The organism is Stenotrophomonas sp. CCNWLW57 (assembly GCF_037203925.1).
Classification (GTDB): domain Bacteria; phylum Pseudomonadota; class Gammaproteobacteria; order Xanthomonadales; family Xanthomonadaceae; genus Stenotrophomonas; species Stenotrophomonas rhizophila_A.
The window spans coordinates 139,165-164,527 of the sequence record NZ_JBBCBJ010000004.1 but is presented as its reverse complement, the minus strand read 5'-3'; the positions used below and the strand labels follow the sequence as shown (position 1 = coordinate 164,527).

General features: G+C 67.2%; 27 protein-coding genes. 9 read left to right on the top strand and 18 right to left on the bottom strand.

All coding sequences use genetic code 11. The features are described from left to right. Positions 1-283 precede the first annotated feature (283 nt). Genes V9K91_RS11170 through V9K91_RS11160 form a run of 3 tightly spaced genes read right to left on the bottom strand, consistent with a single transcriptional unit; the run spans position 284 to position 2,277 of the window. Positions 284-1,234 carry an aspartate carbamoyltransferase catalytic subunit gene (locus V9K91_RS11170; protein WP_068849774.1) on the bottom strand — a complete coding sequence of 317 codons (951 nt, stop codon included), beginning with the start codon at positions 1,232-1,234 and terminating at the stop codon, positions 284-286. 16 nt (positions 1,235-1,250) lie between these two features. Then, positions 1,251-1,718, bottom strand: a complete 468-nt coding sequence (ruvX, locus tag V9K91_RS11165; protein ID WP_068849771.1) for a Holliday junction resolvase RuvX — start codon at positions 1,716-1,718, stop codon at positions 1,251-1,253. Continuing rightward, positions 1,711-2,277, bottom strand: coding sequence for a YqgE/AlgH family protein (locus tag V9K91_RS11160; protein ID WP_068849768.1), 567 nt, complete (start codon positions 2,275-2,277; stop codon positions 1,711-1,713). Before V9K91_RS11160 ends, ruvX begins: the two co-directional genes overlap by 8 nt. A gap of 91 nt (positions 2,278-2,368) precedes the next feature. Between V9K91_RS11160 and V9K91_RS11155 the strand changes: the two genes are divergently transcribed. Together V9K91_RS11155 and V9K91_RS11150 are read left to right on the top strand one after the other, a co-directional pair. Next, the gene (locus tag V9K91_RS11155; protein ID WP_336442881.1) at positions 2,369-4,159 is read left to right on the top strand and encodes a DUF4153 domain-containing protein; all 1,791 of its coding nucleotides are present in this window, start codon (positions 2,369-2,371) and stop codon (positions 4,157-4,159) included. Then, complete coding sequence (locus V9K91_RS11150; RefSeq protein WP_336442882.1) at positions 4,156-4,683, top strand: DNA-3-methyladenine glycosylase I; 528 nt, start codon at positions 4,156-4,158, stop codon at positions 4,681-4,683. Before V9K91_RS11155 ends, V9K91_RS11150 begins: the two co-directional genes overlap by 4 nt. Before the next feature lie 4 nt (positions 4,684-4,687). Here the strand turns inward: V9K91_RS11150 and V9K91_RS11145 are convergent, their stop codons facing one another. The 6 genes from V9K91_RS11145 to V9K91_RS11120 form a co-directional block, all read right to left on the bottom strand. Then, the gene (locus tag V9K91_RS11145; RefSeq protein WP_068849751.1) at positions 4,688-5,395 is read right to left on the bottom strand and encodes a YitT family protein; all 708 of its coding nucleotides are present in this window, start codon (positions 5,393-5,395) and stop codon (positions 4,688-4,690) included. Between the two features lie 93 nt (positions 5,396-5,488). Beyond that, a complete protein-coding gene (locus V9K91_RS11140) occupies positions 5,489-5,704 on the bottom strand; it encodes a DUF4287 domain-containing protein (RefSeq protein WP_068854565.1) in 216 nt (71 codons plus the stop codon). Between the two features lie 64 nt (positions 5,705-5,768). Continuing rightward, positions 5,769-6,752, bottom strand: a complete 984-nt coding sequence (locus V9K91_RS11135; protein WP_307107351.1) for an aldo/keto reductase — start codon at positions 6,750-6,752, stop codon at positions 5,769-5,771. A gap of 130 nt (positions 6,753-6,882) precedes the next feature. Continuing rightward, positions 6,883-7,467, bottom strand: a complete 585-nt coding sequence (locus tag V9K91_RS11130) for a hypothetical protein (protein ID WP_095363721.1) — start codon at positions 7,465-7,467, stop codon at positions 6,883-6,885. A 115-nt stretch (positions 7,468-7,582) separates the two neighbouring features. After that, positions 7,583-8,725 carry a PilT/PilU family type 4a pilus ATPase gene (locus V9K91_RS11125; protein ID WP_068849744.1) on the bottom strand — a complete coding sequence of 381 codons (1,143 nt, stop codon included), beginning with the start codon at positions 8,723-8,725 and terminating at the stop codon, positions 7,583-7,585. 86 nt (positions 8,726-8,811) lie between these two features. Further along, entirely contained in the window at positions 8,812-9,849 is a 1,038-nt protein-coding gene (locus V9K91_RS11120; protein ID WP_068849741.1) for a type IV pilus twitching motility protein PilT, read from the bottom strand. Positions 9,850-9,964: 115 nt separating this feature from the next. On the opposite strand from V9K91_RS11120, the gene V9K91_RS11115 reads away from it, so the two are divergent. Further along, positions 9,965-10,636, top strand: coding sequence for a YggS family pyridoxal phosphate-dependent enzyme (locus V9K91_RS11115; protein ID WP_306989613.1), 672 nt, complete (start codon positions 9,965-9,967; stop codon positions 10,634-10,636). A 64-nt stretch (positions 10,637-10,700) separates the two neighbouring features. After that, positions 10,701-11,519 (top strand): pyrroline-5-carboxylate reductase, encoded by an 819-nt coding sequence (gene proC / locus V9K91_RS11110; protein ID WP_336442883.1) that lies wholly within the window; start codon positions 10,701-10,703, stop codon positions 11,517-11,519. 6 nt (positions 11,520-11,525) lie between these two features. On the opposite strand, the gene soxR is transcribed toward proC, so the two are convergent. Continuing rightward, a complete protein-coding gene (soxR, locus tag V9K91_RS11105) occupies positions 11,526-11,960 on the bottom strand; it encodes a redox-sensitive transcriptional activator SoxR (RefSeq protein WP_176472643.1) in 435 nt (144 codons plus the stop codon). An 89-nt stretch (positions 11,961-12,049) separates the two neighbouring features. Between soxR and V9K91_RS11100 the strand changes: the two genes are divergently transcribed. Further along, positions 12,050-13,408 (top strand): MFS transporter, encoded by a 1,359-nt coding sequence (locus V9K91_RS11100; RefSeq protein ID WP_249833853.1) that lies wholly within the window; start codon positions 12,050-12,052, stop codon positions 13,406-13,408. A gap of 3 nt (positions 13,409-13,411) precedes the next feature. Here the strand turns inward: V9K91_RS11100 and V9K91_RS11095 are convergent, their stop codons facing one another. From V9K91_RS11095 to V9K91_RS11085, 3 genes are all read right to left on the bottom strand, one after another. Further along, positions 13,412-15,343 (bottom strand): alpha/beta fold hydrolase, encoded by a 1,932-nt coding sequence (locus V9K91_RS11095; protein ID WP_336442884.1) that lies wholly within the window; start codon positions 15,341-15,343, stop codon positions 13,412-13,414. After that, positions 15,340-16,317 (bottom strand): DUF4105 domain-containing protein, encoded by a 978-nt coding sequence (locus V9K91_RS11090; protein ID WP_336442941.1) that lies wholly within the window; start codon positions 16,315-16,317, stop codon positions 15,340-15,342. Before V9K91_RS11090 ends, V9K91_RS11095 begins: the two co-directional genes overlap by 4 nt. A gap of 116 nt (positions 16,318-16,433) precedes the next feature. Further along, positions 16,434-16,652: a hypothetical protein gene (locus V9K91_RS11085; protein ID WP_336442885.1), complete on the bottom strand. Its 219-nt coding sequence runs from the start codon at positions 16,650-16,652 to the stop codon at positions 16,434-16,436. A gap of 180 nt (positions 16,653-16,832) precedes the next feature. Here V9K91_RS11085 and V9K91_RS11080 point away from each other — a divergent pair, with 180 nt between their 5' ends. The 3 genes from V9K91_RS11080 (at position 16,833) to V9K91_RS11070 (ending at position 20,305) form a co-directional block, all read left to right on the top strand. After that, positions 16,833-18,923 (top strand): TonB-dependent siderophore receptor, encoded by a 2,091-nt coding sequence (locus tag V9K91_RS11080; RefSeq protein ID WP_336442886.1) that lies wholly within the window; start codon positions 16,833-16,835, stop codon positions 18,921-18,923. A gap of 66 nt (positions 18,924-18,989) precedes the next feature. After that, positions 18,990-20,126: a PepSY-associated TM helix domain-containing protein gene (locus V9K91_RS11075; RefSeq protein WP_095363715.1), complete on the top strand. Its 1,137-nt coding sequence runs from the start codon at positions 18,990-18,992 to the stop codon at positions 20,124-20,126. Next, positions 20,123-20,305, top strand: a complete 183-nt coding sequence (locus tag V9K91_RS11070; protein WP_068849717.1) for a hypothetical protein — start codon at positions 20,123-20,125, stop codon at positions 20,303-20,305. The genes V9K91_RS11075 and V9K91_RS11070 overlap by 4 nt, the downstream gene beginning before the upstream one ends. A gap of 40 nt (positions 20,306-20,345) precedes the next feature. On the opposite strand, the gene V9K91_RS11065 is transcribed toward V9K91_RS11070, so the two are convergent. The 4 genes from V9K91_RS11065 to V9K91_RS11050 form a co-directional block, all read right to left on the bottom strand. Then, positions 20,346-21,248, bottom strand: coding sequence for a LysR family transcriptional regulator (locus V9K91_RS11065; RefSeq protein ID WP_068849714.1), 903 nt, complete (start codon positions 21,246-21,248; stop codon positions 20,346-20,348). Between the two features lie 49 nt (positions 21,249-21,297). Beyond that, positions 21,298-22,179, bottom strand: coding sequence for an SDR family NAD(P)-dependent oxidoreductase (locus V9K91_RS11060; protein WP_068849709.1), 882 nt, complete (start codon positions 22,177-22,179; stop codon positions 21,298-21,300). 87 nt (positions 22,180-22,266) lie between these two features. Beyond that, positions 22,267-22,647 carry a YbjQ family protein gene (locus tag V9K91_RS11055; RefSeq protein WP_336442887.1) on the bottom strand — a complete coding sequence of 127 codons (381 nt, stop codon included), beginning with the start codon at positions 22,645-22,647 and terminating at the stop codon, positions 22,267-22,269. Between the two features lie 198 nt (positions 22,648-22,845). Next, entirely contained in the window at positions 22,846-23,808 is a 963-nt protein-coding gene (locus V9K91_RS11050; RefSeq protein ID WP_336442888.1) for a LysR family transcriptional regulator, read from the bottom strand. A gap of 123 nt (positions 23,809-23,931) precedes the next feature. Between V9K91_RS11050 and V9K91_RS11045 the strand changes: the two genes are divergently transcribed. Next, on the top strand, positions 23,932-24,684 hold the full coding sequence (locus V9K91_RS11045) for an SDR family oxidoreductase (protein ID WP_095363711.1): 753 nt from the start codon (positions 23,932-23,934) through the stop codon (positions 24,682-24,684). A gap of 184 nt (positions 24,685-24,868) precedes the next feature. On the opposite strand, the gene V9K91_RS11040 is transcribed toward V9K91_RS11045, so the two are convergent. Then, a complete protein-coding gene (locus V9K91_RS11040; protein WP_245357171.1) occupies positions 24,869-25,360 on the bottom strand; it encodes a MarR family winged helix-turn-helix transcriptional regulator in 492 nt (163 codons plus the stop codon). Positions 25,361-25,363 lie beyond the last annotated feature (3 nt).

Below are 25,363 nucleotides of genomic sequence, written 5' to 3'. Positions count from 1 at the left end.
CCAATGGCCCCGTAAAAATTCGTAGCCCCGGCCGTTGGCCGGAAACCGCGCGCAGCGCGGCCCAAGCATCCGAAGCCGGAAACACACCGCCCCCGTATTCCGTCCAACGTTCACACGATCCGAAGCCCACGGTCGATTGATCCCAATCCCAATGGCCCCGTAAAAATTCGTAGCCCCGGCCGTTGGCCGGAAACCGCGCGCAGCGCGGCCCAAGCATCCGAAGCCCGAAACACACCGCCCCCGTATTCCGTCCGACGTTCAGACGATCCGAAGCCGCCGCCCCTCACCCCAACAACGTCTCCAGCACCGCCATGCGCACCGCCACGCCGTTGGCGACCTGGCGCAGCACCCACGACTGCGGGCCGTCGGCCACGTCGTCGGTGACTTCCACGCCACGGTTGATCGGGCCCGGGTGCAGCACGGCCGCGTCCTGGCCGGCGCGCTTCAGGCGCGCGGCGTTCAACCCGTATTCGGCGTGGTACTGCTCGATCGAAGGGACCAGGCCTTCTTCCATGCGCTCGCGCTGCAGGCGCAGCATCATCAGCGCATCCACGCCTTCCAGCATCTGGTCGAAATCCTGGCCGACGATGCAGCCCTTCAGCGTGTCATCGTCCGGCAGCAGCGACTGCGGGCCACACACGCGGATCTCGCCCACGCCCAGCGTGCGCAGGGCATGCAGGTCGGTGCGAGCCACGCGTGAGTGCTTCACGTCGCCGACGATCACCACCTTCATCTTCGAGAAATCACCGCCCTTGGCCTGGCGCAGGGTCAGCATGTCCAGCAGGCCCTGGGTCGGGTGCGCGCTGCGGCCGTCGCCGGCATTGATCAGCGCGGTGCCCTCGCCCGCCGCGGCGGCCAGCTCGGCCACGGCGCCGTCATCCGGGTGGCGCACCACGAAGCCGCGCACGCCCATTGCTTCCAGGTTCTTCAGCGTATCGCAGGCGGTTTCGCCCTTGCGCGTGGACGAGGTGGAGGCGTCGAAGTTCAGCACGTCCGCGCCCAGCCGCTGCGCGGCCAGCTGGAACGAGCTGCGGGTGCGGGTGGAGGGTTCGAAGAACAGCGTGCACACCGCCGAACCGCCCAGCACGTGGCGCTTGTTGCCGACCCGGCCGACCGCCGCATCGCGGATCTGGCCGGCGCGGTCGAGCAGCTGCAGCAGGGTTTCGCGGGGCAGACCTTCCAGGGTCAGCAGGTGGCGCAGGCGTCCGTCGGAATCGAGTTGCGAGGCGGTCATGGGCAGGGTCTGGGGGTCAGGAAACGGGGGTGGCATCGTCCGGCGAGGACAGCCAGCGTTCGATGATCACCGCGGCGGCCACCGCATCCAGCGTGGCCGCATCGCGGCGCCGCTTGCGGCCTTCGGCACGCTCGACGGCGAACCGGCGGGCCGCTTCGACCGAGCTGGAGCGCTCGTCGATCAGCACCACCGGCAGCTTGAAACGTTCCCGCAGCTGGCGGGCAAAGCCCTGCGCGCGCTTGCGGTTGGGCTGGTCCTGGCCATCCAGGGTGAGCGGATCGCCCACCACCAGGCCATCGGGCCGCCATTCCTTGATCAGGCGTTCGACCGCGGTCCAGTCCGGACCGTTGCCGTGCACGTCCACCACGGCGATGGCGCGGGCATGGGTGCCGAAGGAACTGCCGATCGCCACCCCGATCCGGCGCGAGCCGACATCGAAGCCGAGCACGGTGCCGTCGCGGCGGATGGTGGCCGGCTCAGACATTGCCGCTGTAGTCCGTCAACCGGAACAGGTCCACCCCGATCCGTGCGGCGGCGCCCTGCCAGCGCTGCTCCAGCGGCGTGGCGAACAGCAGTTCGGCATCGGCGGGGACGGTCAGCCAGCTGTTGTCGGCGATCTCGCCTTCCAGCTGGCCCTCGGTCCAGCCGGCACAGCCCAGCGTGACCAGCACATTGCGCGGGCCTTCGCCGCGGGCCATGGCTTCGAGGATGTCGCGCGAGGTGGTCAGGTACACGCCCTCGCCCACCTGCAGGCTCGATTCCCACGCACGTGCATCGTCATGGATGACGAAGCCACGCTCGGGATGCACCGGGCCGCCATTGAGCACCACCTGGTCGCGCAGGACGAGGTCGTCGGTCTGGATCTCCATCTGCGCCAGCACATCGCCCAGCGTGTACTCGGACGGCTGGTTGACCAGCACGCCCATGGCACCGTTCTCGTCGTGCTGGCAGATCAGGCTTACGGTGCGCGCGAAGGTCGGATCGGTCAGCGACGGCAGCGCAACCAGCAGGTGATCGGCAAGGGAGGTAGGCAACGTGGACATGGGGCCATTCTACCCGCTGCATCCTCACACGGGCGTGAGCCTCGGCTACGATGCGTGCAGTCATGGACGTGTGTACGCAACGGAGAGCACGATGAACCCGCAGCCACCCCTTTCCCCTGCCTCGCGCGCCGCCATCGTGCTGATCGCGCTGTTGCAGGGCCTGATGCTGTACGCGGTGCAGGAAGCGGCCGACCACGGGCCGTTCCAGGCATTCGCCACGCGCCTGTGCTGGTACACCTGGGTGCTGAGCGTCCCCACCGCCGTTGCGCTGACCCTGGTGGACCTGCGCGACCGCCGCCTGTGGCTGCACGCGGCGCTGGCCTCGGCCCTGGTGCTGGCTATGGCCGGATGGATCGGCTGGAACCTGGGCGGAACGCCCGACGACCTGCGCCAGGCACCGCTGCTGCTGCCGTTCTCCGTGTGCGTGGCCGTCGCGGTGTTCGTCGCGCTGCCGTGGTGGCAGTTCCGGCTGCAGCACGGACACTGGCGCGCCACCTACGCAGCCCTGTTCGAGCGCGCCTGGCAGAACGGGCTGACCCTTGCGCTGGCACTGGGCTTCACCGGGCTGACCTGGATGCTGCTGTGGCTGTGGGCGGCGCTGTTCGACCTGGTGGACATCCACCTCTTCCGCGACCTGTTCCGCGAAAAAGCCTTCATCGCGCTGGCCACTGGCATGCTGTTCGGGTTCGGCGTGCTGATCGGGCGCACCCAGGACCGGGCCATCCAGGTCATCCGCCAGGTGCTGTTTGCCGTGGCGCGCGGCCTGCTGCCGCTGCTGGCGTTCATCGCGGTGATCTTCGTGGTCTGCCTGCCCTTCACCGGGCTGGAGCCGCTGTGGCGCACGCGCTCGGCAGCCACGGTACTGCTGACCCTGGTGCTGCTGCTGATCGTCTTCAGCAACGCGGTGTACCAGCATGAAAGCGAGCTGGCGCCCTACCCGGCGTGGCTGCGCCGATTGGTCGAGGCCAGCCTGGTCACGCTGCCGGTGTATGCGGCGCTGGCGCTGTATGCAATGGGCCTGCGCATCAGCCAGTACGGGGTCACCCTGGAGCGCTTCTGGGCGCTGCTCGCGGCGCTGCTGGTGTGCGGTTACGCGGTGGGTTACGCGCTGGCCGCAGTACGTAGGCGCGGGCGCTGGCTGCAGCGGATCGAACCGGTCAACCGCTGGATGTGCTGGGTGGTGCTGGGTGCGGCGGTGCTGGCCAATACGCCGGTGCTGGACCCGATCCGGATCAGCCTGGCCAGCCAGATGGCCCGGCTGCAGGCAACCGCGCCGGCAATCAAGGGCGAAGACGCCACCGATCTGCGCTTCGGCTATGGCCGGCGCGGCGCCGAGGTGCTGAAGGAGCTGCAGCAGGACCCGCGCTTCCGCGACGATCCGCGTGCAAGCACCCTGATCGCCAATGTCCTGAGCGTGGACGCGCGGCAAGTCCGTTATGGGAACTACAGCGACGCCATCAAAGACCTCAAGGTGCTGCAGCAGCAGCTGAAGCTGGCCAAGAGCAGCCCGGCGCCAGACCCGGACTGGTGGCAGGCGTTGCTGGCCAGGACCGTGAACGTCAGCAGCTGCCTGGAAATGGACGAGGTCTGCGTGGCACTGCGCCGCGACCTGGATGGCGATGGCGTGGACGAGATGCTGTTGTGCCACGAGCCCTCGTGGGGTGGCGTGGTATGCCGCCTGCACGCGCGCGATGGCAAGGACTGGACCGATGCCGGCAAGATCGAGTTCCCGATGCCCTCCGAATACCGCGGCGACCCGGCGTACGACCCCCTGCTGCGGGGTAACCTGACGATCCATCCAGCACGCTGGCCGCAACTGTCGCTCGGCGATGGGCCTAGACTGGGCATCGAACAACCTCCCGTTGAAGACGAGACCCCATGAGCGGCTACTGCCTCATCGCACCGGACCATCCGGTGCACGGTCATTACCATGACCACGAATATGGCTTCCCGCAGCGCGACGAACGCGAGCTGTTCGAGCGCCTGCTGCTGGAAATCAACCAGGCCGGGCTGAGCTGGGAGACGATCCTGAAGAAGCGCGAAGGGTTCCGCGCGGCGTACAGCCAGTTCGATGTGGATACCGTGGCCGGCTATGGCGAGCGCGACGTGGAACGCCTGCTCAACGATGCGGGCATCATCCGCAACCGGCTCAAGGTGCATGCGGCCATCCACAACGCCCAGGTGATCCAGCAGCTGCGGGCCAGCCACGGCAGCTTCGCGGCATGGCTGGATGCGCACCACCCGCGCGACAAGGCCGAGTGGGTGAAGCTGTTCAAGAAGACGTTCCGCTTCACCGGCGGCGAGATCACCGGTGAATTCCTGATGAGCCTGGGCTACCTGCCCGGCGCGCACAGCCCGGATTGCCCGGTGTACAAACGCCTGCAGAAACTCAAGAAAACCGGGTAAACCCTCAGACGCCCATGTACCGGCCGGGCCGATGGTTGAACATCAGCACCAGGCTCAGCACCACCGCGCCGATCGCCGAATACATCACCTTGTCCGGCGAGAGCACGAAGAACGCCACGCCCATCAGCAGCGTGTCGAACGACATCTGCACCTTGCCCGCGCTCCAGCCACGGGTGCGCTGCAGGTATACCGCCAGGATGCCGATGCCGCCCAGGCTGGCGCGGTGGCGGATGTAGAACAGGATGCCCAGCCCGGCCAGCGCGCCGCCCACCAGCGCCGAATAGAGCGAGCTCATGTGGGCGAAATCGGCCCAGCGCGGCAGCAGGTCGGTCAGCACGCCGCAGGCGGTGACCGCCGCGAAGGTCTTCAGGGTGAATTCCCAGCCCATGCGCCGCACCGCGACCCAGTAGAACGGCAGGTTGACCAGCACGAACACCAGGCCGAAATTCCAGCCGAACGCGTAGTGGGCCAGAAACGCCAGGCCGGCCATGCCGCCGATCATCAGCCCGCCCTTGGCGAAGATCGCCAGGCCCAGCGAGGCCACCAGGGTGGCCAGGATCATGCCCTGCACGTCCTCGGCCACCGAATGGCGCAGGGCGTTGGCATCGGCCACGGTGCCGGCGCTGTCCGGCGGCGGGGTCAGCGGGCCGGCGGTGACAAGATGGCCGTCAGCGTCGTCGCACGGCGCGGGGCCATGGGATTCAAGGGACATGGGGGTGGGGCCAGACACGTGGGGAGCGGTATTAGACACGATCCGCGTGACAGTTGCAGGTGAAATCGATTCATCCCGCAACGAATGGCCGCTTCACCCGGTCCGGTCCTTCAAATGGTGGGCCACCAAGGCGTTGGCGTGGCCATGGCCCAGGCCATGCTGGCTCTTCAGGAAGGTGACCAGGGCCATGTGCCTGAGCCCGCCCTGCGTGGCCAGAAGGGCAAGCCAGTGTCCCACTGGCTGCCCGTAGGTCTTTTCGATGGACGGGAAGTACGACGCGGGACCTTTGACCGGGGCGGTGTCGCTCATGACCTGTTCCTTGCAGAGGGGTTCATCCACTACGACGCTGGCCAGGGCATGAAATCGACATCCGTCAGCGGGTGACCTGCTTCTGCCGTTCCGCGTTGTAGCGGTCGCCCACGATGGCGATGCCGTCCAGCGCCGCCGCGATCTGCTGCAGGTCGGCCTCGTGCAGAACCAGCTCGACAGCGGCCAGGTTCTCCTCCAGCCGGTGCAGCTTGGTGGTGCCGGGAATCGGCACGATCCACGGCTTGCGCGCCAGCAGCCAGGCCAGCGCTACCTGCGCCGGGGTGGCCTGGCGGGCGGCGGCAATGGCGCCGATGGCCTCGACCAGCGCCTGGTTGGCGCGGCGCGCCTCCACCGCAAAGCGCGGCAGCGAGCTGCGGAAATCGGTGGGCGCAAACTCGGTATCGGCGGTGATCGCCCCGGTCAGGAAGCCGCGCCCCAGCGGGCTGAACGGCACGAAGCCGATGCCCAGCTCTTCAAGCACCGGCAGCACGCTCTGCTCCGGCTCGCGCCACCACAGGGAGTACTCGCTCTGCAGCGCCGCCACCGGCTGCACCGCATGCGCGCGGCGGATGCTGGTTTCGCCGGCTTCGGACAGCCCGAAGTGCTTCACCTTGCCCTCCGCGATCAGGTCCTTGACCGTGCCGGCGACATCTTCGATGGGCACGTTCGGGTCCACCCGGTGCTGGTAGAACAGGTCGATGCGGTCGGTCCTGAGCCGCTGCAGGCTGGCCTCGCAGACGGCGCGGATGTTCTCCGGGCGGCTGTCCAGCCCCAGGTCGGCATTGGCCTCCTTGAACCCGAACTTGGTCGCAATGACCACCTGGTCGCGGTACGGCGCCAGCGCCTGGCCCAGCAGTTCCTCGTTGCGGAACGGCCCGTAGACCTCGGCGGTGTCGAAGAAGGTCACCCCGCGCTCCACCGCTGCGTGCAGCAGCGCAACGCCATCGCTCACCTGCGGCGCGGTGCCATAGGCATGGCTCAGGCCCATGCAGCCCAGCCCGAGCGCGGAAACGCGCAGGCCGCTGTTGCCAAGGATTCGTGTCTGCATGGGGTGCTCCTTCGAGTGGGGACCCCAACGATACGCCCGCTCACGCCGGCGATTGCACTGCCGGAACCACTGGTGGTCATGAGCGAAGCTCATCAATGGCGCCTGCGGGTGCAGGCGCCATCTACCTGCCTCAGCGTTCGGCCACGGTCCCGATCACCGCCAGTAGGAGCAGCAGGCCACCGGCGATGATCACCAGGATGTGCCAGACGTTGAGCCGGTCCATGCGCTCCATGTCGACCCGTTCATCCTGATGGTAACGGCGCAGCAGGCTGTTGACCGGCAGCAGCGGTACGAACGTGAACAGCGCCAGCAGCCAACCGGCGTTGGGCAGCCGGCTGGCGAAGTTGAGCAGGAAGTAGGTCACCGCCAACAGTCCTGGCGCGAAGGCCAGTTCGCGACGCCGGCTGCTGGCCGCGTCACTCAGCTCGCGGAAGCAGAAGAACGACCAGATCGGTGAGAACAGCGCGCGCGCCCAGGGCCACTGGTCGCCGCCGGTCTCGCGCTTGATCGCCTGCCAGTTACGCCAGAACCAGTACATCGGGTACAGCCCGAGCGTAGTGGGTGAAAGCAGCACCATTTTCAGCGTGGAAGGCGAGTAGTACTCGGCCGCATCGGAAATCGCCCGTGCCTGGGACTGGGATTCCGGCAGCGTGCCGGGCAAAGCAGGTGGCATCGGAATGGTCGCCGGTGCGCGGTATGGATCATGCAATTCCATGTGCATTCTCATCATTGGCAGTGTCACCGGCGCGGTGCCGGCCCCTTGAAACACCACTTGCAACAAAGGCGCGCCGGCATTGCACCGTACGCGCCCGGTTTCCCCGCCCGCAGCTTCAGCGGACTTCGGAAATCTCCACGCCGTCCAGGCCCTGCGACAGCGTGCGTGCGTCACCGCCCTGCGAGAGCTTGATGCGCAGGCGCACCTCGTTCTGCGAATCGGCGTAGCGCAGCGCGTCTTCGTAGCTGATCTCGCCGGCCTGGTAGAGCTCGAACAGGCTCTGGTCGAAGGTGCGCATGCCCAGCTGCACCGATTCCTTCATCACTTCCTTGAGCTTGTGGATCTCGCCGTCGCGGATGTAATCCTGCACCAGCGGCGTGCCCAGCATGATTTCCATCGCCACCTTGCGCGACTTGCCATCCGGCGAGGGCACCAGCTGCTGGGCAACCACGCCCTTGAGGTTCAGCGACAGATCCATCAGCAGCTGGCTGCGGCGGTCTTCCGGGAAGAAGTTGATGATGCGGTCCATCGCCTGGTTGGCGTTGTTGGCATGCAGGGTACACAGCACCAGGTGGCCGGTTTCGGCGAACGCGATGGCATGGTCCATGCCTTCGCGGGTACGCACTTCGCCGATCATGATCACGTCCGGCGCCTGGCGCAGGGTGTTCTTCAGCGCCGCTTCCCAGCTGTCGGTATCGATGCCCACTTCGCGCTGGGTGATGATGCAGCCTTCGTGCTTGTGCACGAATTCGATCGGGTCTTCGATGGTGATGATGTGCCCGGTGGAATTCAGGTTGCGGTAACCGATCATCGCAGCCAGCGAGGTGGACTTGCCGGTACCGGTCGCACCCACGAACAGGATGATGCCGCGCTTGGTCATCGCCAGCGTCTTGATGATCGGCGGCAGGCTCAGCTCTTCCACGGTGGGAATTCGGGTTTCAATGCGGCGCAGGACCATGCCGACCTGGTTGCGCTGGTAGAAGCAGCTCACGCGGAACCGGCCCACGCCGGACAGGCCGATGGCGAAGTTGCACTCGTGGGTTTTTTCGAACTCTTCGCGCTGCGCCGGCGTCATCACGTTCAGCACCAGGTCGCGGCTCTGCTGCGGCGTGAGCGGGGTCTGGGTGATGGGCGAGATCTTGCCGTTGACCTTGATCGCAGGCGGCATGCCCGCGGTGATGAAAAGGTCCGACGCCTTCTGGTGCGCCATCAGCTTGAGGAACGAGGTGAAGTCGATGGTGGTGCTGGTGGTATTCATGGCGATGTGCTCCGGAAACCTTGCCGAACGCCGGGCATGGCCCGGCGCTGCCGAATCTGTCGCGCCGGGAAGGCCCGGCGCCACCATCATTCGAAGATGCGCTTGTCCTTGGCGTATTCCTTGGCCTGGTTGCGCGTGATCAGGCTGCGCTTGACCAGGTCCTGCAGGTGCTGGTCGAGCGTCATCATGCCCATTTGCTGGCCGGTCTGGATCGCCGAGTACATCTGCGCCACCTTGTCTTCGCGGATCAGGTTGCGGATGGCAGGGGTGCCCACCATGATTTCCCACGCGGCGGTGCGCCCGCCGCCCACCTTCTTGAGCAGTGCCTGCGAAATCACCGCGCGCAGCGATTCGGACAGCATCGAGCGCACCATCGGCTTTTCGCCGGCGGGGAACACGTCGATGATGCGGTCGATGGTCTTGGCCGCCGAGCTGGTGTGCAGCGTGCCGAACACCAGGTGGCCGGTTTCGGCGGCGGTCAGCGCCAGCCGGATGGTTTCCAGGTCGCGGAGTTCGCCGACCAGGATGATGTCCGGGTCTTCACGCAGTGCCGAACGCAGTGCTTCGTTGAAGCCGTGCGTATCGCGGTGCACTTCGCGCTGGTTGATCAGGCACTTCTGCGAGGTGTGCACGAATTCGATCGGATCCTCGACGGTGAGGATGTGGCCGTATTCGTTCTTGTTGATGTAGTCGATCATCGCCGCCAGCGTGGTCGACTTGCCCGAACCGGTCGGGCCGGTCACCAGGATCAGGCCCTGCGGCTGGTCGATCAGCTCGCGGAAGATCGGCGGCGTGTTCAGGTCTTCCAGGGTCAGCACTTCGGACGGAATGGTACGGAAGACCGCACCGGCGCCACGGTTCTGGTTGAACGCGTTGACGCGGAAGCGCGCCAGGCTGGGAATCTCGAACGAGAAGTCGACTTCGAGGAATTCCTCGTAATCGCGGCGCTGCTTGTCCGACATGATGTCGTAAACGAGCGCGTGGACCTGCTTGTGGTCCAAGGCCGGAATGTTGATGCGACGGACATCGCCGTCCACGCGGATCATCGGCGGCAGGCCTGCCGACAGATGAAGGTCCGACGCTTTGTTCTTAACGGAAAACGCCAACAGCTCGGCGATATCCATACGCTGCTACTCCCCATAGACTGCTGCGACTGGAAGGATCTTTCCCCGGTCGGCAGTATAGCCTCCCTGATCCACCGCGAAATCTCTTTGTGTCCTGCCCCGTGAGCGCCCACCCGTGACCGCCCTGCCCCTGCCCACCCTGCTGCTGAACCTGCACAACGCGGCCACGGCCGCCGGGCGGCCACCGCCGCGCCTGCTGGCGGTGTCCAAGACCCAGCCGGCCGAGGCCGTGGCGGCGCTGGCGGCGCAGGGCCAGCGCGCGTTCGGCGAGAACTACGTGCAGGAAGCAGTGGCAAAGATCGATGCGCTGGCGGCCCTGGGGCTGGAGTGGCACCTGATCGGCCACCTGCAGTCCAACAAGGCCGACCTGGCCGCGCAGCGCTTCGACTGGGTGCAGAGCGTGGACCGGGCCAAGCTGGTCACCGCCCTGGCCGCGCACCGCCCGGCCGCGTTGCCGCCGTTGAACGTGCTGGTGCAGGTCAATATCGACGATGAAGGCAGCAAGCACGGCTGCACGCCCGACGCCGTGCCGGCGCTGGCCGCCGCCATCGCCGCCGAACCACGCCTTTGCCTGCGCGGGCTGATGGCCATCCCTGCGCCGTGGCCGGACCCACACCGCCGCGCCCAGGCCTTTGAACGCATGCACGCGCTGTTTGCCGATCTGGCCACCCGCTACCCGCAGGCCGATACCCTCTCGATGGGCATGAGCGGCGACTACCCCGACGCCATTGCCCACGGCGCGACCATGGTCCGCGTCGGCACCGCCTTGTTCGGCGCACGGCATTGAGGGGCCCACCCACCCGTAGCGCGGGCCCCTGCCCCGCGGCCCAGATCACCTACAAGGATGCCCAATGAGCACTTCGATCACCTTCATCGGCGGCGGCAACATGGCGCGCAGCCTGATCGCCGGCCTGGTCCGCCAGGGCACTGCCCCGGGCAACATCCACGTGGCCGAACCGGTGGCCGGGCTGCGCAGCCAGCTCACCACCGACTTCGGCGTGAAGACCTACGCCAGCGCCAGCGAAGCGGCCGCGCAGGGCGCGGTATGGGTGCTGGCGGTGAAGCCGCAGGTGCTGCGCGATGTCTGTGCGTCACTGGCGGAGATCGCCCAGGCCCAGGCCCCGCTGGTGGTGTCCATCGCCGCCGGCATCACCAGTGCGCAGCTGCTGCGCTGGCTGGGCGGTACCGGCGCGGTGGTACGCGCCATGCCCAATACCCCGGCGCTGCTGGGTGCAGGCGTGACCGGTCTGTTTGCCACCGCAGAGGTCAGCGCCGAACAGCGTGGCCAGGCCGACACCGTGCTGGCCAGCGCCGGGCGCACGGTGTGGATCGAGGATGAAGCACGCATGGATGCGGTCACCGCCGTCTCCGGCAGTGGCCCGGCCTATGTGTTCCTGTTGGCCGAGGCGATGGAAGCGGCCGGCATCGCGCAGGGCCTGCCGGCCGACGCCGCGCGCACGCTGGTGGTGCAGACCCTGCTGGGCGCCAGCCGCATGCTGGACGAATCCGGCGAAGCCCCGGCCGAGCTGCGTCGGCGCGTCACCTCGCCGAACGGCACCACGCAGGCCGCGATCGAGAGCTTCCAGGGCGCCGACTTCGAGGCCATCGTGGCGCGCGCGATCGACGCGGCGACGCGACGGGGACAGGCGTTGTCGGCGGCCAACGACTGATCCGGGTCAGCCCCAGCGCTGCGCGCCATCCCCCTGCTCGCCCAACGCGTCCCCGGGATTGGCCAACCGGCAGCGCTTCAGTGAAAGACACCCACAGCCGATGCAGTCGGTGAGCTGGTCGCGCAGCAGCAGCAGTTCCTCGATGCGTTGATCCAGCTCGCCGCGCCACAGCGCTGACATCTTCGCCCACTCGGCGCGGGTCGGCGTCTTGTTTTCCGGCAGCGCCGCAAACGCATTGGCCACCGCTTCCAACGGCATGCCCACCCGCTGTGCGACGCGGATCACCGCCAGCCGACGCAGTACGTCGCGGCTGAAGCGACGCTGGTTGCCGGCCGTGCGCAGGCTGCGGATCAGCCCCTTGCGCTCATAGAAGTGCAGCGCCGATACCGCCACGCCGCTGCGACGTGCCACGTCGCCTACACTCAGCTCCTGCGCGATCACTGCTTGACCTCAACCATGGTTAAGGTGTCATCGTGCGGCACCTCGCGGTGTGCCGCAAGCACCGCGCTTCTTCGTTGTCTGGAATCCGCATGTCTTCCGATGTCGCTGCACTGCCCGCCGACGGCTCCACGTCGATCCTCTCGCCGCGCTACCGCGCCACCACCATCGGCATGGTCGCGCTGGTGTCGCTGCACGCGTTCGAAGCGCTGGCCGTGGCTGCGGCCATGCCTACCGTGGCGCATGAGCTGGATGGCCTGCGCCTGTACGCGCTGGCGTTCGGCGGCACGCTGGCCACCAGCGTGATCGGCATGACACTGGCGGGCCGCTGGAGCGACCGGCTTGGCCCGGCCCGGCCGTTGTGGCTGGGCCTGTGCTGCTTCATCGCCGGCCTGCTGGTGGCCGGGCTGGCCCAGCACATGCCGGTGCTTGTGATCGGCCGGCTGCTGCAGGGGCTGGGCGCCGGTGCCATTTCCGTTTCGCTGTACGTGCTGGTCGGGCGCACGTTTCCCGAATCGCTGCGGCCACGCGTCTTTGCCGCGTTTTCGGCAGGTTGGGTGGTGCCCTCGCTGATCGGGCCGGCCATCAGCGGCCTGATCGTGCAGCACGCCGGCTGGCGCTGGGTGTTCCTGGGTGTGCCGTTGCTGGCCATCCCGGCCGCGCTGCTGCTGCGGCCCGCCCTGCGCGCGGTGCCGCCGCTGGCTGCCGCGCCGCGTTCGGAGGGCAGCGTGGTGCGCTGGGCGATCGGTGCGTCGGTCGGCGCGCTGCTGCTGTACGTGGGCGGCCAGCAGGTAGGCTGGCCGGCCCTGGCCGTGCTGCTGCCGGCGGTGGCGCTGTTGGCGCTGTGCAGCTGGAAGCTGCTGCCGCGCGGCACCCTGCGCCTGCGCCGTGGCCTGCCCAGCGTGATCGCCCTGCGCGGTATTGCGGCGTCGGCGTTCTTTGGCTGCGAAGCGTTCCTGCCGCTGCTGCTGCAGCGTGAGCGTGGCCTGAGCCCCCTGCTGGCCGGGGTGGCGTTGAGCCTGGGCGCGTTGGGCTGGTTCAGCGGGTCGTGGTTCCAGGGCCATGGCGGCCAGGGGCTGTCGCGTCGCCAGCTGCTCACCGCCGGCGCGCTGCTGATGTGTACCGGCATCATCGGCACCGCGCTGGCGATCCAGCCCGGGGTACCGTTGGCCCTGGCGCTGGCCGGGTGGACCTTGACCGGACTCGGCATGGGGCTGATCTACCCGAGCCTGTCGGTGCTGACGTTGTCGTTGTCGCCGCCGGCGCAGCAGGGCGCGAACACCTCTGCGCTGCAGTTGAGCGAGGCGCTGGGCGTGGCCACCACGCTGGCCGTTTCCGGCTCGCTGTTCGCGCTGATGCTCTCGGTGGATGTCACCCTGGGCTATCTGCAGACGTTCGCGATCATGTTGCTGCTGGCCGCTGCGAGCGTGCTGGTGGCGCGGCGGGTTTGACCGCTACGGCGCCACCTCTTCCAGGTCTTCGCGCAGGATCCGCCGGATCTCCAGCACCGCCTGGGGGGTTTCCTGCACGCTGTGGCCGGAGATGATCACCTTCTCCGACACCGCGCCCGGCAGGTGCGCGCTCCAGTAGGGCACCAGGCCGTCGTCGGACTGCTCCAGCGGCACCTCGGCTTTGCGCTGGGCGATGATCGAGTGGTACTTCAGGCCCGGCATGATCGGCAGTGCGGCGGCCGCCTTCACGAACGGATCGGTGGCCTTGAGGTTGTCGATGCTGTTGGGAATCTGCAGTTTGGTGGCCTGGGCCGACTGCACTTCGGATTGCTGCAGGGCCTGGAACACATCCTCGAACTTGCCGAGGATGGTGATCGGCAGTCGCACCAGGCGCCCGATGAAGCGTCCGACCCGGTTGCCCGCGATATCGGTGCCCTGGTGGGGTGCGGCGATGAAGATGGCGCGCTCCACGTTCGGTTCGGCATCAAAGTGCAGCAGCGGGCCCAGTTTGGCCTGGACGCGCTTGAGCCGTTCACCCTTCAGGTCGTAGTTGGCCAGCAGCTGGTTCCACAACGTGTCGCCGGAACTGGTGACCAGCAAACGGGCCAGCACGCCACCCATGCTGTGGCCGATGAACACCATGTCCTTCGACGCACGCGAGGTGCCCTTCGGGTCGAAATGCCGGAGCGTGTTGTCGAACGCCTGGTCGATCTCGAATCGGTTCAGTGCAATCGGCGCATTGGTCGGGTAGTACACCTGCCACACCTGGAAGTGTCTGCGCAGCTCGGGATCGCCCAGGATTTCGTTGGCCACGTTCACCCAGGCCTCCGGGCTGCTGCCCAGCCCATGCAGCATGAAGATGATGCGGCGGTTCGGATCCCACGGCTGCATCAGGTACATGTGCGGTTCGGCAATGCCTTCGCTCAAGCCGAACAGCGTGCGCAGCGACTGGGTGGCAAAGCCGGACTGGGCCAGCCACATGCCGTAGGCGGCGGTGAAGTTGCCGGCCAGCGGCACCTTCTCGCCATGCAGGTCCACGCTTTCGGTGGATTCAGGCGAATACACATCGAACAGCACCTGGGTGGTGTCCAGCACCTGCTGCAGCGTGTCGCCCTTGAAGCGCAGCAACGCAGTGGCATTGATCGCCGACATTTCGCTGTACTGCGGAATCTCGGCCTTCTCACCGTCCGCCGGCGCGATCAGCTTGGGCGGGTCCATCACCACCACCAGCTCGGCACCAAAGCCGTCGCGGCGATAGGTACTGCGCAGGCCGGCGAAACTCACCGAGGATGCCGACACCATCGTGGTGGGAATGCTGGCCAGGCGCAGCTCGTCGAAGTCCGAGGTCAGCGTCCAGCGCTCGCCCGCCACCGCGGCGTTGTAGTCCTCCCCTTCCAGCGCGCTTTCGCGGCTGCGCTTGAACACCACCGTGGCGGTCTGTTCGGCGGCGTAGTTGTAGTAGTCGCGCACCTGGGTCTGGCGGTCTTCGAACGCGCGGTCCGACGGCGTGCGCCCGCTGAAGAACAGGTAGGCATACGCGTACCGCGCTGCTTCCAGCCACGCATCCAGCGCCGCATCGGACATCGGGGTCTTGTCGCGATCCTTTGGCTTGGGCGTGAGTGCCAGCGCGTTCTTCACCCACAGCTCGGACAGCGTTGACAGCCGCTGTTCCTCGGGCAGGTCGCGGGTGTCCTTCAGGGTCTTTTCGCAGGCGGCAACATCCTTCTCGCACAGCGCCACGTCCAGACCGATCACGCTCAGCGTTTCCTGCGAGGCCATGCTGAACTTGCCTGAGGTGAGCACATCGCCGCGCTTGTTGGCCAGGTAATCGGTGGGCGAGACCTGCTTCATGGTGACCATGGCGCAGCCGCTGGACAGCAGCAGCGACAGCAGCACCGCCAGCAGGGGCGCACCACGGCGAAGGAGCCGGCTCATGGCTTCACCTCCGGGTCGATGCCCGGCACGCCGACGCGGATCAGCTGCGAGAAGCGCGGATCATCGCCAGCGGCACGCGCGCGATCGGTGATACGCCCGCGCGCCTTCAGCGTGGCGAAGTCCACGCCGGGCGTGAGCACGCCCAGGTCACGCGCGTATTCGGCGAAATAGCCGGAGGCGAGCAGCCGGTAATCCAGCGGCAACCCCGGCGCGATCTGCTTGGCCAGTTCGTACACGATGGTGGTGCAGTTGCTGGTCAGCGTGTTGTAGAACGCCGGTGCGGCATCCAGTTTGCGCGCTTCGCCCAGGTAGGACACGAACAGGCCCTTGAGCTGGTCGCGGGTCATGCCCTTCAGGCGATACAGGTACACATCCTCGCCGCGCACGTTGCTGCGCACCCGCACGATGTCGGTTTCCTCGGCCGCCACCAGGGTCATCTCGAATTTGCGGAAGAACCCGCCCAGCGCCGAGAACGATTCGCCGCGCTCTTTACGGATCTCCAGCGAGAACACCAGCTGGCGGCCATCGGCGAAGCCGAACGACACCAGCGTGTGCGCGATCATCGGCCCCATCCAGTACGACAGCACCAGGTCGGCCGAACGCAGCTGGTCCAGGTCGTACTCGCGGCGCTCCCAGCGCACGTCGTGGTCGTCATCGGTGCGCCAGGTGAAGTTGCGCACGTTGTCGAGCACCACCCGGGAGCCGTCGAACTCCACCACCTTCAGCCGCTGCGCGACGTCATCGGCCCAGACCCGGTCCTGGCGCGGGCTGAGCAGCAGCCACCACACGCCGCAGAGCACCAGCGCGGCCACGAACAGCGGGCCCGGCCAGCGCCCGGCACGGGCCCGGCCAACGGCCACGGCGGTGGCAAGCGCAAAGGCGCCCCACCCCGCCAACAGCACACCCTTCAGCCAACCCGGCCCGGAAAGCTGGTACGCCAGCAGCCCGGCCACCCACAGCGCTGCGACCAGCATCAATACGGCCAGCCCCCATCGTCCTGCTGTCTTCACACATCGTTCCGTCGCTTGGTCGGGGCGCTAGTTAGCCATAACCGCGGTGTGGGGGACATGTTCCCCCTGTTCAGGTTCGCTCAGCGACGCGGGGCGCCCACCTTCTGCCACGGCGCCATGCCCTTGCGGGCGCGCGGCAGCGCACGGCGCAGCGGCAGCCGGCGTGGCATCGGAATACCCACCCCCGGCGCGGTGGTATCGTCACGGCGCAGGTCCTCGGCGCGCTCGCCCACCAACAGGGCCGCCATCTCCTCCAGGCCGTTGCGCATCGCCCGGGCGGCCGTCTGCAGGGTATTCATGGCGTGTCTCCAATGACGAAATGGGGACGGACTACGTTAAGACCGGCACCGCGTAGGGCTCGTGCAGGGGATGTGGCAAACGGATGAAAACCGCGCCCCATAGGCTTGTATCTGAGATTCATTTGCGTTCGCATCCTCACCTCCCGATAATCCGGGCCCTTGGTACCCGGGATCCCTGTCATGCCTGCCCTGTCGCGCCGTTCACCCTTGCTGATGCTGGTTCCCACCCTGCTGGCGTCGGCCATGGCCCATGCCCAGGACGGCAGCGCCGCCCGTACCCTGGACGCGGTCAGCGTGGTCGCCGACCGCGCGAGTACCGCCACCAAGACCGATACCCCGCTCACCCAGACCCCGCAGGCGATCAGCGTGGTGACCCGCGAGCTGTTCACCGACCGTGGCGCCCGCAACCTGCAGGAAACCCTGCGTTACAGCGCCGGCGTGACCGCCGATGCCTACGGCCTGGATACCCGCAGCGACGGCAGTACCGTGCGCGGCCTGGACCCGGTGCAATACCTGGATGGCCTGCGCCGCAGCTACGGCTTCAATCCGCTGGCACGCACCGAGGTGTACGGCCTGGAGCGGGTGGAAGTGCTGCGCGGCCCCTCGTCGGTGCTGTACGGCGCCGGCGCCACCGGCGGCATCATCAATGCCATCACCAAGCGCCCGACCTTCGGCGACCTCGGCGGCGAAGTGGCCCTGCAGCTGGGCAACTTCGACCGCAGACAGTTCCAGGGCGACGTGGCCGGCACCCTGAACGACGCCGGCACCCTGGCCGGTCGCTTCGTCGGCCTGGTGCGCGAATCCGGCATGCAGACCGACACCATCGACGACGACCGCGTGTACCTGGCGCCGTCGATCAGCTGGCAGGGCGAGCGCAGCACCCTGACCGTGCTGGCCAGCTACCAGCACGACAAGACCGCCTCGAGCCAGCAGTTCCTGCCCGTGGTGGCGACCCTCAACGCACCGGCCGGTTCGCCGCGTCTGGATCCGTCGACGTTCCTGGGCGACCGCGATTTCGACAAACTCGATTCGCGCGTGTACAGCGTCACCGCCCTGTTCGACCACAGCTTCAGCGACAGCATCAGCCTGCGCTCGGCCGTGCGCTACCTGGACGGCAAGACCGAATTCCGCGAACTGTACCCGGACACCTACTCCAATCCGCTGGACCCGTTCATCGATGCCGACAAGCGCGTGCTCAACCGCAACGCCTACGGCGTGCGCCCGGACGTACGTTCGCTGACCAGCGACAACGCGGTGCAGTTCGACTTCGCCACCGGCGCCTTCCAGCACCTGCTGCTGGCTGGCGTGGACTACAGCGATTACCGCGAGAAGTCCTGGAACCTGGATGCCACCCCGACCCCGATCGACATCTACAACCCGATCTCCACCGGCGTGACCATCAACGGCTGGGACCGCCTGCCCGACCAGCAGACCACCCAGCTGGGCGTGTACCTGCAGGACCAGATCCGCTGGGCCAACCGCGTCTCGCTGGTGCTGGGCGCACGCCGCGACCACGCGCGCAGCAAGACCGAAGGCCTGCCCAGCCAGACCGACAACGCCACCACCTACCGCGCCGGCCTGATCGGCGAGATCGGCGCGGGCGTGTCGCCATACATCAGCTACAGCGAGTCGTTCCTGCCGGTGACCGGCCAGGATCTTTACGGCCGTGCGTTCAAGCCGATGCAGGGCGACCAGTGGGAAGGCGGCATCAAGTGGCAGCCGGCGTCGAACATGCTGGTCACCCTGGCGGCCTATCGCATCACCGAGACCAACCGCCAGACCAACGATCCGGACAACGTGTTGAACGTGATCCAGACCGGCGAGATCGAATCGAAGGGCGTGGAAGTCGAGGGCCAGTTCCAGTTCGCGCACGACATCACCCTCACCGCGGCGTACTCGCGCAACAAGGCCGAAGTGACCAAGAGCAACTTCGCCATGGAAGTGAACCAGCGCCTCAACGACACCCCGCAGGAGCTGGCTTCGGTATGGCTGGGCAAGGCCTTCACCCTGGTCGACGACGCGCGCCTGCGCCTGGGCATCGGTGGCCGCTACGTGGGCAACACCCAGTCGCTGGGCTACGGTGGTTTCATCCGCACGCCCAGCTACACGCTGGTGGACGCGCTGGCCGAAGTGCAGGTGACCGACTGGACGATGGCGCTGAACATCACCAACCTGGGCGACAAGAAGTACTTCGCCCCGTGCCGTAATTTCGGTGACTGCTTCACCGGCAACCCGCGCACGGTGACCGGAACGATTTCGTACCGGTTCTGACGGTGTGCCGGGCGTGGCCCGGCACTACCGTGTCCGTACCCTCTCCAGCCGCCGCCAGAGAATTCAATGCAACGTTCCGCCATCAAAGCCTGGTTCCTGGTCCACAAGTGGACCAGCCTGGTCTGCACCTTGTTCCTGCTGCTGTTGTGCGTGACCGGCCTGCCGCTGGTGTTCGGCGAGGAAATCGCCCACCTCAGCGAACCGCACGTGGACAACCCGCAGCCGCAGGCCGCGCATCGCAACCTGGATGAACAGGTGCGCACCGCCGTGGCGCAGTACCCGGGCAACGTGCCGCTGTTCGTGGGTTGGGACTGGGACGGCCACACGGTGTACGTCAACACCGGCACCGAGCCGGCCACGCCGCCGCCGCAGATGAAGACCGCACTGCTCGATGCCAGCAGCGGTGAGGTGCTGCCCGCGCCGCAGTTCAACGAAGGGGTGATGTACTTCCTGTACCGGCTGCACACCGACCTGTTCCTCGGCCTGCCCGGCATGCTGTTCATGGGCGCGATGGGCCTGCTGTTCGCCGTGGCGATCATCTCCGGCCTGGTGCTGTACGGCCCCTTCATGCGCCGCCAGCGTTTCGGCACCCTGCGCACCGGGCGCAGCCGCCGGCTGGCCTGGCTGGACCTGCACAACGTGATCGGCGTGGTCACCCTGGGCTGGGCGCTGGTGGTGGGCATCACCGGCGCCATCAACACGATTGCGAAGCCACTGGAAACCGCCTGGCAGAGCCAGCAGCTGGGGGAGTTCGCCGCGCGTTACGCCGGCCAGCCGCGCCCGACCACGCTGGCCTCGCTGCAGGCCGCGGTGGACACCGCACGCGCTGCCGAGCCCGGCATGCGCCCGGCGTTCGTCAGCTTCCCCGGCACCGGCTACAGCGGCGACCACCACTATGGCGTGTTCATGCAGGGCAACACCCCGCTCACCGAACGCCTGTACCGCCCGGTGCTGATCGATGCGGGCACCGGCGAACTCACGGCCCAGCCGCAGCTGCCCACCTACATGAGCGTGCTGCTGCTCAGCCAGCCGCTGCACTTCGGCGACTACGGCAAGCTGCCGTTGAAGATCCTGTGGGCGCTGCTGGACCTGCTCACCATCGCGGTACTGGTCAGCGGCCTGTACCTGTGGTTCAAGCGCGGCAGCACCGAAGCGCGGGTAACCGAGATCGAGCGCGCTGAAAAAACCGGGGGTGCGGCATGAGCCGGACGCCTGCGCCCAATGGCAGCCCGTTCACGGCGCCAGCGTGGATTGCCGCGGCAAGCCTGCTGGGGCTGGTCAGCGCGCTGGTTGGCGATGGCGTGTTCGACGTCGTGTCGTGGGTGGTCTTCGCCGCATTGATCGGCCTGGTAGTGCGCGCCTGGGTGAAACGCACCCGGTGACGGGGTGATCCGGGCTCGCGGTGCCGACCAACGGTCGGCACTACCGGTCGGCATTGCCCGGTCGGCCCCCGGCCCCGTGGCGGGCGAAGTTGAGTGCCGCCGGCGATGCTTCATCTGCGCGCAGGCACAGCTGCAGCTCGAACGTGGCCTCGCCCCCCGCCAACGGGTGATAGGCGACTTCCGCACTGCGGAACCCGGCCATGCTGGCGGGTACCACCGAGATGCCCGCCTCCACCGCGACCAGTGACAGCACCGCGTGCATGCCGTGCGCTTCCTGCACCACCCGCGGTGTGAATCCTGCGGCCGCGCACAGGCGCACGACCTGCGAATGGAAGCCCCTGCCCTCGCGCGCCGGCCACAGCACGAACGGTTCGTCGGCCAACATCCCGACAGTGAGATGCGCCCGCTCTGCTAGCGGGTGCGCGCGCGGCAGCGCGATGGCCAGGCGGTCGCTGTCGAATGCCTGCAGCCGCATGTCGTCGGCCTCGAACACCGGTGGAATCACCACGCCCACGTCGATCCGCTGTTCGCGCAGCATCTGGATCTGGCGTGCGGAGGTGGCTTCGATCAACTCCAGCCGAACGTCCGGGCTGCTCTGGCGGAAGCTGCGGATCACCCCGGGCAGGCGCCCGTACAGCGCGCTGCCCACATAGCCCAGCCGCACGGTACCGGTGCGCCCTTCAGCTGCATCGCGAGTGGCGACCAGCGCATGGTCGGCCTGCTGCAGCAGCAGGCGTGCCTCGGCCAGCAGCACTGCCCCGGCGGCGGTGAGCCCAAGCGTACGGTTGCCGCGCTGGATCAGCTCGCTGCCGATCTCGTCTTCCAGCTTGCGGATGGCCGCTGTCAGCGGTGGCTGCGACATGTGCAGGCGCGCGGCCGCGCGGTGGAAGTGCAGTTCTTCAGCAACAGCAACGAACTGGCGAAGCAGGCGGAGATCAACCATGGGCATGCATGCGCTGGACGGAAACCCCGCCAGTATGCCGTGCCGCTGACTACCTGCGTGGTTCCACCGTGGGCTGCGCAATGCGCGACCATTGCGCGGCGATGTCTTCGATGCTGTCGGCGGACGTGGCGCGCAGGTCGCGCGGGTAGGCCACATCGTCGGCCTCCACGCTGCGGGTTGCGTGGAACTGACCGTTGCTGGCACGCAGGATCCAGCCGCCATCGCGGCAGGCCGTTGATGCCAGGAAGGCAACGCCCGGCGCCACGGCATCCGGGTGCAGCTCATCGGGCTCGCCCTCCACGCCCCACATGCGGGTCTTGGCCACCGGCGAGATGGCATTGACCACGATGTTGTGCGGTGCGCCTTCAGCGGCCAGCACGTTGACGATACCCACCGCTGCCATCTTCGCGGCCGCATACGCGGCCAAGCCCTTCTGCACGTACTGCGGATACAGCGCGCGGTCGGAGGTGGTCAGCACGATGCGGCCATGGTGGCGTGCCTGCATCGACGGCCACGCCGCCTCGGCCAGCCACAGCGGCGCCTTGGCCGCAATGGTCATCATGTGGTCGAAGCGGTCTTCCTCCAGCGCATCGATCTGCTGGTACTCCACCCACCCCGCATTGTGGATGATGAAGTCGATCCGGCCATGGCGGGCGACGATGTCGGCGATCAGCGCGCGGCAGCCGTCGCGCTGGTCGATCGCCGCGTGCGCGGCATGCACTTGCAGCCCTGTACCGCGCAGCAGCGCCACCGTCGCATCGATCCGCGCCGGGTCCTGCCCGCTTCCATCCAGCCCGGCGCCCACGTCATGCATGACAACCCGCGCACCGCGCGAGGCCAGCAGCCTGCTGTAGGCCAGGCCCAGTCCACTGGCTGCACCGGTAACCAGCCCAACCTGCCCTTCAAATGTAACTTCGTCGTGCGTCTGCATCCGCACAGGATCGTGCTGACAGCACACCCAGCGCCAATACCACCTGCAGCAGTCCACGATACAAACTGCGTATCGCCCTTTAGCGAATCACCGCAACGGCTCCACCACGACGGCAGTGCCATAGCACAGCACCTCGGTCAGCCCGGTCATGATGTCGGTCGCGTCGTAGCGCATGCCGATGATCGCGTTGGCCCCCAGCATCCGTGCATGCTTGGCCATATCGCGATAGGTCTCCTCGCGCGCCTGCTCGCACAGCTCGGTATAGATGGTGATGTTGCCGCCGAACAAGGTCTGGATACCGCCCAGGAAGTTGCCGACGATGGAGCGCGAGCGCACCGTAATGCCCCGTACCACCCCCAGGTTGCGCGCGACCCGGAAGCCGGGCAGCTCGAATGCGGTGGTCACCATCGAATCATCAAGACGCGGCCCGGTCGACGGGCGTGCGGCGCTGTTGTAAGGATCTGCCATGGTTGCCTCGTTGCCCGGGGATCTGCCCGGATGGTGGGAAGGTCAATGCGCCTGTGGTCGTCGCGGCCTGAGTATCCAGAGTAAGCATGTCTGAACCAATACCGCCAACCAAAGTGCGCAATACACCGCCACTGTAAGAAGCCGCCGCGATCAAGCACCTCGCAACTGTATGGCGCTGTGTTCTCACGCCCGCACCCTTTAACGACCCGTGGTCGCCGGCTTCTCCACCCGCGCGTCGGTGTCGAGTTTCTGGAAACCGGCTGCCAGCAGCCCGGGCATCATTTCCGCCAGCCAGTCGATGAACACCCGCAGGCGGTGGGTCACGTGCCGGTTATGCGGATACACCACGTGGAACGGATACAGCGCCGGCCGCCAGGCCCGCAGCACTTCCACCAGCGCACCGCTGGCCAGTGCAGGCGCGGCGGCATAGCTGAAGGTCTGGACCAGCCCCAAGCCCGCAATCGCCGCGGCCAGGTGGGCGTTGCTTTCATTGATGCCAAGACGGTGCCCGCCCTTGATCTCCACACTTCCCGCATCACCCCGGAAGCGGAACGGCACGGCGCGCCCGGTGGAGCTGAGCACGTAGCTCACCAGCCGGTGCCCGTTGCGAAGTTCTTCGGGGTAGGCGGGCACGCCATGCGCTTTCAGGTAGCCCGGGCTGGCGCAGGTGATCAAGGTGGCATCGCCAACATGGCGCGCAACCAGCGATGAATCGTCCAATGGCCCGCCGCGGATCACGCAGTCGGCGTTCTCACCAATCAGGTTCACCGGCCGGTCGGAGACGCCCAGCTCGATGCGGATATCCGGGTACCGCGCCATGAACGCCGGCAGCGCGGGCACCAGCACGTCGCGTGCGGTCGACCCGCCAACGTCCACGCGCAACAGTCCCCGCGGCGTGCCTCGCGCGGCACTGAACGACGCATCGATATCCTCCAGGTCACGCAGCAGACGACCTGCCTTCTCGTAGTAGTCCTGGCCCTCGGCCGTGACCGATACCCGCCGCGTGGTCCGCTGCAGCAGGCGTACGCCCAGATGCGCTTCCAGCTCGCGCACCAGCTTGCTGAGCGTAGCGGTGGGCATGTCCAGGGACTCGGCGGCGCGGATGAAGCTGCCCGCTTCGACGACCCGGGCAAAGGCACGGATGGCGGAAAGTTGGTTCATGCGCCCATTATGCACCCACATGCATAGTGATTATCATTAATCCATCTTTATCCACCAATCGGCCAAGCCTATCGTTCTCCCAACAGCGGCGGGAATCCTCCCGCTCGTCCAACGGAGAACATCATGAGCACCCCCCTCCTTACCGGTAAGATCGCCCTCGTCACCGGCGGCACCTCGGGCATCGGCCTGGCCAGCGCCCGCCACCTCGCGTCGCTGGGCGCCACTGTCTTCATCACCGGCCGGCGCCAGGCCGAACTGGACGCGGCCGTCGCCGCGATCGGTCCGGCCGCCACCGGGATTCGCGCTGATGCGGCGCTTCCCACCGACCTGGACACGGTCTACGCCCGGATCGCCACGCAGGCTGGCAGACTGGATATCCTGCACGCCAACGCCGGTGGCGGCGACATGCTGCCGCTGGGCGCGATTACCGAAGAGCACTTCGACCGCATCTTCGCCACCAATGTCCGTGGCGTCCTGTTCACCGTGCAGAAGGCGCTGCCACTGCTGGTCGATGGGGCATCGATCATCCTCACCGGCTCTACCGTGTCCATCCAGGGCACGGCCAACTTCAGCGTGTACAGCGCCAGCAAGGCAGCAGTGCGCAACTTCGCCCGTTCCTGGGCGCTGGACCTGAAGGAGCGCGGCATCCGGGTCAACGTAGTCAGCCCGGGGCCGATCCGCACCCCCGGCCTCGGCGATCTGGTGCCCGACGACGCCCGTCAGGGTCTGTTCGACCACCTGGCAGCGCAGGTGCCCCTGGGACGACTGGGCGAACCGCAGGAAGTGGCCAACGCCGTGGCATTCCTGGCCTCTGACCAGGCGAGCTTCGTCAACGGCATCGAGCTGTTCGTGGACGGCGGCATGGCGCAGGTCTGATCCTGTGCGGCTGCAAGCTCGGCATCGCGCGCGGTCGGGTCAGCGCTCGCGCAGCGATTCAGTGGTGTGTTGCTGCAACGGGCTGAGCAGGTAATCCCGGCACCCCGGGCACGGATTCGAAACGAAGCGGTTGGCCGCTGCCTATCGCCTCGGCCAGTGCGCGTTGGCCAGCGCCTCGGTGGCTCTACTCCGGTGTCCCACGTTCGACCACTTCCATTGCATCGGCGAATTTCGCCATCAGCCGCACCAGGTCCGATACCTCCTGCGGCTCCCATGATTCGAAGATGACCCTGCCCATCCGCTCGCGCGCGGCGTCCAAGCGGTCAGTCATCTCCTTGCCTTTGGGCGCAATGGTGGCCTCGCGGATCCGGCGGTCCTGCGGATTGCCCTGGCGGGTGATCAGTTCCATGGTTGCCAGCTTGGCCACCTGCCGGCTGATGGTCGTGTAGTCGCGACCCAACCGGTCAGCCAATTCGACCACCCCGATCGGCCCGACCCGCTCGATCACCACCAGCAGCCGGAACAGAGCCTGGTCCAGCTTCACCCCCGCTTCCTGCAGGAGTCGCTCGTCGTTGCGCGGGCGGTTCATCACGCTGACAAGGCTGACCATGGACAGGTGCAGCGACTTCAGCTCGGTCGAAATATGTGTATCTTGCACTCTCTTTTTCGCAGGCATAGC